This is a genomic window from Halogeometricum sp. CBA1124, assembly GCF_009741955.1.
GTDB classification, from domain to species: Archaea; Halobacteriota; Halobacteria; order Halobacteriales; family Haloferacaceae; genus Halogeometricum; species Halogeometricum rufum.
On record NZ_WPCD01000242.1, the window covers coordinates 1 to 4,890 of the forward strand.

Genomic DNA, 4,890 nt, shown 5'->3' on the forward strand with positions numbered 1-4,890 from the left:
CGACGAGGGCGAGGACGACGCCGACGACGGCCGCGCGATGCCGAGTCGGTCGCCGACGACGTAGGCGGCGCTCACGGCCAGCAGACAGAGCCACGGGTCGCCGAGGTAGGTGAGCGCGGCGAACAGGGACACGACGGCGTCCGGGAGCGAGTCGGCGACGGCGATTTCACCGACACCGCGGGCGGTGACGAGCGTCTGCATCACTGCGGGAGTGGCGAGTGGAGGAACATATAACCGCCGGAGAACGGAGCGTCGTGCGAGCGTGGTCGGGTCGGCGGGTGGGTCGCGCCCGACGGCGACGCGGGTGAGAGCGAGGCCGGCGCGTCAGGACCGCCGGTCGCGGACCCAGTCGACGAGGCGGCCGGGGACGCCGAGGGCGCCCAGTCCGACGCCGAAGACGACGAAGAGGACGTACAGGCCGAGCGTCGAGAGGTACGTGACGAGCATGGCGACGACGGCGAGCAGGTCGTCCTGGATGAGGAAGAACGCCGCGATGGTGACGGCCGTCCCGTAGAGGAGGACGAGGTACGGCCCCCACCCGCGGGCCTTCCCCTGTCGCATCCGACCGCGCACGTAGCGTTTGAGTTCCGACTCCACGTCCGGGCGGTCGACGGTGCGCTCCTGTACGTCCGACTCGAACGCGTCGAGGTCCGCGCGGAGTTCCTCGACGCGGTCTTCGAGTTGCTCGATGTCGGGCGCGCCGCGGGGTTCCACGTCCGTCTCGCCCGCGTCGTCGCTACCGGGTGCGTCGTCCACGCTCATCGTCCGGTCTGTTGGTCGGGCGCGTCTGTGTTGTACCTGCCGGTCTCCCGAGACGCCGTCCCCCGGTCCGTCCACCACTTTCCCAGCGAGGACGGCGTTGACCACCGCGCCCGTGAGCACGAGGATGCCCGAGAAGTAGAACCACGTCACGAGCAGCAGAATCGCCCCGAGAGCGCCCGCGACGGACGCGCCCGCCGTCGCGGTGTAGATACCGAAGACGACGCCGAGAACCGCCCAGCCGACGGCCGCGAACAGCGTCCCCGGGAGCGCCTCCCGCGGAGAGAGGCCGGCTTCGGGCAGGACGTAGTAGAACGGGAAGAACGCGACGACGAGGAGGACGAGGAGCAGGACGGGAGAGATAATCTCGGCGAACGGGAGGTCGACGAGGCCGATGACGACGGTGGCGGCGGCGACGCCGAGCGTCCCCGCGCCGAGCGACGCCAGCACGACGATGCCGTCTCTGAGTTGCCCGACGAGGCCGCTCGCCTCCGACCCGTAGATGCGCGAGAAGGCGATGTCGAGGCCGCGGAACAGTTTCAGCGCCCCCCACAGCGTGACGCCGAGACTCACCACCGACAGCGCGCCCTGCCCCGTCGGGTCTTCGAGCGCACCGCTGACGAGGTCCGACCCCGACGGCAGGAGGTACTGCTGGGCGAGGCCGAGCACGTACACCCTGAACGCGTCGCCGCCCACGAACGACGCGACGACGAGGGCGAGCGTGAGAAGCGGAACGAGGGAGACGAGCGTGTAGTAGGAGATGCTCGCCGCCAGGAACGTCACCTCGCGCTCCTGGATGGTACTGACCACCGACCGACCCACGGATAACTGATTGCGAATCCGAACGCTCACGTCCCGCCTTCGTCGGAGACGCACAAGAAGATACTTGCCGCTGACAGGTGCTGAAGTCGCCTCTCAGCCGTCGCCGTCGGTGGTCGCCGCGCGCATCTCGGCGATGGTCGCGTCCGTCTTGAACGCCGTCCCCGAGTAGTGCGCCCGCGTCGCCTCGTAGCCCGCCTCGCGGAGTTCGGCGACGAAGTCGTCCATGCTCGTCGCCGAGCGGTTCCAGAGCTTGCACAGTCGGTGCTGGTCGTAGTGCGTGGGCCGGTCGAGTTCGCCCGCGACGGTGTCGAGCATCGACCGGGCGCGCTTGCACTCGCCCATCTCCTCGGTGACGTGGTCACGGACCGAGCGAGCGAACGCGGGGTCGCAGACGGGGCCGAGGTAGATGGGGCCGGCGACGAGCGTCCGGGAACTCCCGCAGGCCGGGCAGTCGTCCGGCGGGTGCGCGACGAGGCCGAACTCGTGGTCGCGTTCGAGGCAGTCCTCGCAGTGGTAGACGTGGCCCAGTTTCTCGACGAGTTCGTCGGCCTTCGTCGCCCGGCCGTCGAGTTCGAGGTACGTGCGGGCGTAGTGGCGCGTCACGTGCGAGAGGACGGGGACGGCCGCCTTGTCGTAGCGCGCCGCCGTGCGAATCAGCGCCGACAGGAGGACGCGGAGCCCCATCTCGGGGTGGTAGTCGGTGTTCTGCGGGAGCGTGCTGTACTTGCGGATGCCCGACTTCTGGTGTGCGCCGCACAGCGGTGCGGTGTCGGTGGCGGTGACGCAGACCAAATCGCGCGTGTTGGCGAACGCCGCGTCGGCGAACGGGATGGGCGTGCCGAACGGGTCGAGGTCCACGACGTCGAACACCGAGTCGTGCATGAGGGCGTTCGCGTCGCGGTGGACCGCCTCCCCCGACAGGTCGTTGCGCGCGAGGTTCCGGCGGGCGAGTTCGACCGCCTCCTCGTCGAGGTCCGCGCAGGTCACGTCGAACCCCTCGGCCGCGGCGCGGACGCCGCGGATGCCGCTGGCGGCCATCGCGTCCAGATACGACTCCGCGCGGTCGTCTCGCTCCCGGTACGCCCGGAGCGTGGCGACGGTCACGTCGCGGTTGAGTTCCTGCGTCGGGTTGTAGAACACGTCGTCGCCCGACCCCTCCGACGCGCCGTCGCGGGCGCCCGGCACCGACACCTCGACGCCGCCCTCACGTACGTCCATGTTCCGGGAAGCGGTCCCCGCGGCGAAAAGCGATACGATGCGTCCGGACCGACGGCGAGCGCATCGGTGCCGTTTTGTCCGCCACCGGCCAACTCCGGGGCGTGCGAGAGGTGGGCGACGGTCCCGACGACGGGGACGACGAGGCGGCCGCCGACCCGGAAGCGACGCCCACGGCCGAAGCGTCCGACCCCGGCGAGTCCGGCGCGGAATCCGGGTCCGCCGATACCGATGCCGCAGACGGCGGCGGGGAAGCCGCGCCGGCGGCGGTACAGAGGCCGCAGACACCGAGGCCGCCGGGAATCGGACGCCCCGGACGCCGCCGACGCCGTCACCGACGCCGCGTTCGCCGTGCCCACCGAGACGAAGAGCGACCGGGAGACGGCGTGGCGGCGTGACCTCGCGGCGGCGGGGGAACTGACGCCGGGCGTCGTGGACGCCGTCGCCACCATCCACGGCACCCGCGGGACGCGCGCCATCGAGGCCGTCTCGGAGGGGCGCGTGAAGCGCTACCGAGACTTCACCGTCGTGGTCGGCTACGCCGAGGAGTACGTCGTCGAGGACGGCGGCTGTACGTGCAAGGACAGTTCGTACAACCTCGACACCGAGGACGACGACCAGCGCTGCTGGCACGTCCTCGCCGCCGCCGTCGCCGAACGCATCGGCGAACTCGACCACCACGACATGTGGTACTCGGACGTTCGCGAGTTCCTCTGAGCGGCCGCCTGCATCGCCCCGTTCTGGGCGTGCGCGCGGTTTTTTGTCGCGTCGGGTCGTACTGCGGCGCATGGCCCACGTGTCAGTCCCCGTTCCCCTCCACCGACCGCGACGGCCGACGAGCAGTGCCGTCGGCGTCGCCTACCTCGTCCTCGTCGGCCTCGTCGGACTCGCGTTCGCCCTCCAGTTCCAACCGACGCAGGTGCCCGGCTACCTGTTGCTGGTCGGGTTCGACCTCCTGCAGAACCCGCTCGCCCCCGGGCTGACCGGGCTGGCGTTCGACGTCGCGTTCCACGCGTACCTCGTCGTCCTCGCCGCCCTCGTCGCGTCCGTCGTCGGCGAGCCCTGACGACTGACGGCCGAGTCGCCCCCTCCGCAACGTTTTCCCGCCGGGTACACGAACGTCCGAGCGAGATGCCCACTATCGACGAGAAGCGTGTCTACACCGACAATACCGGCACCGAGACGGTGTTCGTCGCCAGCGACGCGGGCGTCGTCGCCGTCTCGGTGTCGGACGACCTCGTGGGCGGGTTCGGCATCGCGCACCGCTGCCGCGCCCGGGACGTCGCCGTCGGCGGGGGGACCCTCGCCGTCGCCGCCGCCGAGGACGTGTTCCGGGCGGACCTGACCGAGACCGACGACGCGGACGACCTGCGGTTCGAGCCGACCGGGTTCGGACCCGCCGCGGCCGTCGGCTTCGACGGCGAGACGCTCCACGCGGGCGACGACGACGGCCGCGTCGCCCGGTTCGAGGGCGGTGGCGGGAGCGACGGCGGCGACGATGCGAACGCGGACGGCGCGGCGTGGACCACCGTGGGCGAGACGGGGGCGGTCCGCGCCGTCGACGGCCCCCTCGTCGCCGCCGCCGACGGCGTCCACCGACTCGACGCGGACGGTCTCACGTCGGTCGGGTTGGACGACGCGCGCGACGTGGCGGGGCGCGACCCCCTCGCCGCGACGGGCACCGGACTCTACAGACTCGGGAACGGCTGGATGGACGCGCTGTCGGGAGCGTTCGACGTGGCGAGTGCGGCGGCGGACGGCCGGGCGCACGCCGTCGGCGGCGGCGACCTGTTCGCCCGCGGCGACGGCGGCGAGTGGGCCCCGAACCCGTCCCCGTCGCCGACTGGGACAGACGTGGCTTCACGGGCGACGGCGACGACGGCCGCGGCACTCCTCGACACGTACCCCGACGACGAGATGCGCGCGTATCCCGTCTCGACGCGCGCAACAGTCCCCGCGAAGACGATCGATGCGTCGTCGAAACCCGTGGAACGCTGAATCCGCGGAGGGTGCGCTCTCCCACTCGTGTCGCCTTCGAGAGGACGTATTTTTGGAACGTATTGTGTATAGCGGCATGTAGTTTAGAAAGTCCGT

At 71.1% G+C, this 4,890-nt stretch carries 5 protein-coding genes and 1 pseudogene; 3 read left to right on the top strand and 3 right to left on the bottom strand.

Annotated features, from left to right (window positions below):
* The 3 genes and pseudogenes from GJ632_RS19355 to GJ632_RS19365 form a co-directional block, all read right to left on the bottom strand.
* Positions 1–201: pseudogene (locus GJ632_RS19355) on the bottom strand (phosphoesterase); the annotation flags it as partial.
* Positions 202–324: 123 nt separating this feature from the next.
* A complete protein-coding gene (locus tag GJ632_RS19360; RefSeq protein WP_343161268.1) occupies positions 325–1,611 on the bottom strand; it encodes a YihY/virulence factor BrkB family protein in 1,287 nt (428 codons plus the stop codon).
* Between the two features lie 63 nt (positions 1,612–1,674).
* Entirely contained in the window at positions 1,675–2,799 is a 1,125-nt protein-coding gene (locus GJ632_RS19365; RefSeq protein WP_191453792.1) for a tRNA (guanine(26)-N(2))-dimethyltransferase, read from the bottom strand.
* Between the two features lie 348 nt (positions 2,800–3,147).
* Between GJ632_RS19365 and GJ632_RS19370 the strand changes: the two genes are divergently transcribed.
* The 3 genes from GJ632_RS19370 to GJ632_RS19380 all read left to right on the top strand — a co-directional run bounded on the left by GJ632_RS19370 (position 3,148) and on the right by GJ632_RS19380 (position 4,794).
* Positions 3,148–3,513, top strand: a complete 366-nt coding sequence (locus GJ632_RS19370; RefSeq protein WP_343161269.1) for a hypothetical protein — start codon at positions 3,148–3,150, stop codon at positions 3,511–3,513.
* A 70-nt stretch (positions 3,514–3,583) separates the two neighbouring features.
* Positions 3,584–3,862 (top strand): hypothetical protein, encoded by a 279-nt coding sequence (locus GJ632_RS19375; RefSeq protein WP_191453793.1) that lies wholly within the window; start codon positions 3,584–3,586, stop codon positions 3,860–3,862.
* Between the two features lie 65 nt (positions 3,863–3,927).
* Complete coding sequence (locus GJ632_RS19380; protein ID WP_231751694.1) at positions 3,928–4,794, top strand: hypothetical protein; 867 nt, start codon at positions 3,928–3,930, stop codon at positions 4,792–4,794.
* Positions 4,795–4,890: the final 96 nt, after the last annotated feature.

What these genes read in the sequence shown, in the direction of transcription:
- GJ632_RS19365 (WP_191453792.1), bottom strand. Translation starts at nt 2,799, where the DNA reads ATGGACGTACGTGAGGGCGGCGTCGAGGTGTCGGTGCCGGGCGCCCGC.
- GJ632_RS19375 (WP_191453793.1), top strand. Translation starts at nt 3,584, where the DNA reads ATGGCCCACGTGTCAGTCCCCGTTCCCCTCCACCGACCGCGACGGCCG.
- GJ632_RS19380 (WP_231751694.1), top strand. Translation starts at nt 3,928, where the DNA reads ATGCCCACTATCGACGAGAAGCGTGTCTACACCGACAATACCGGCACC.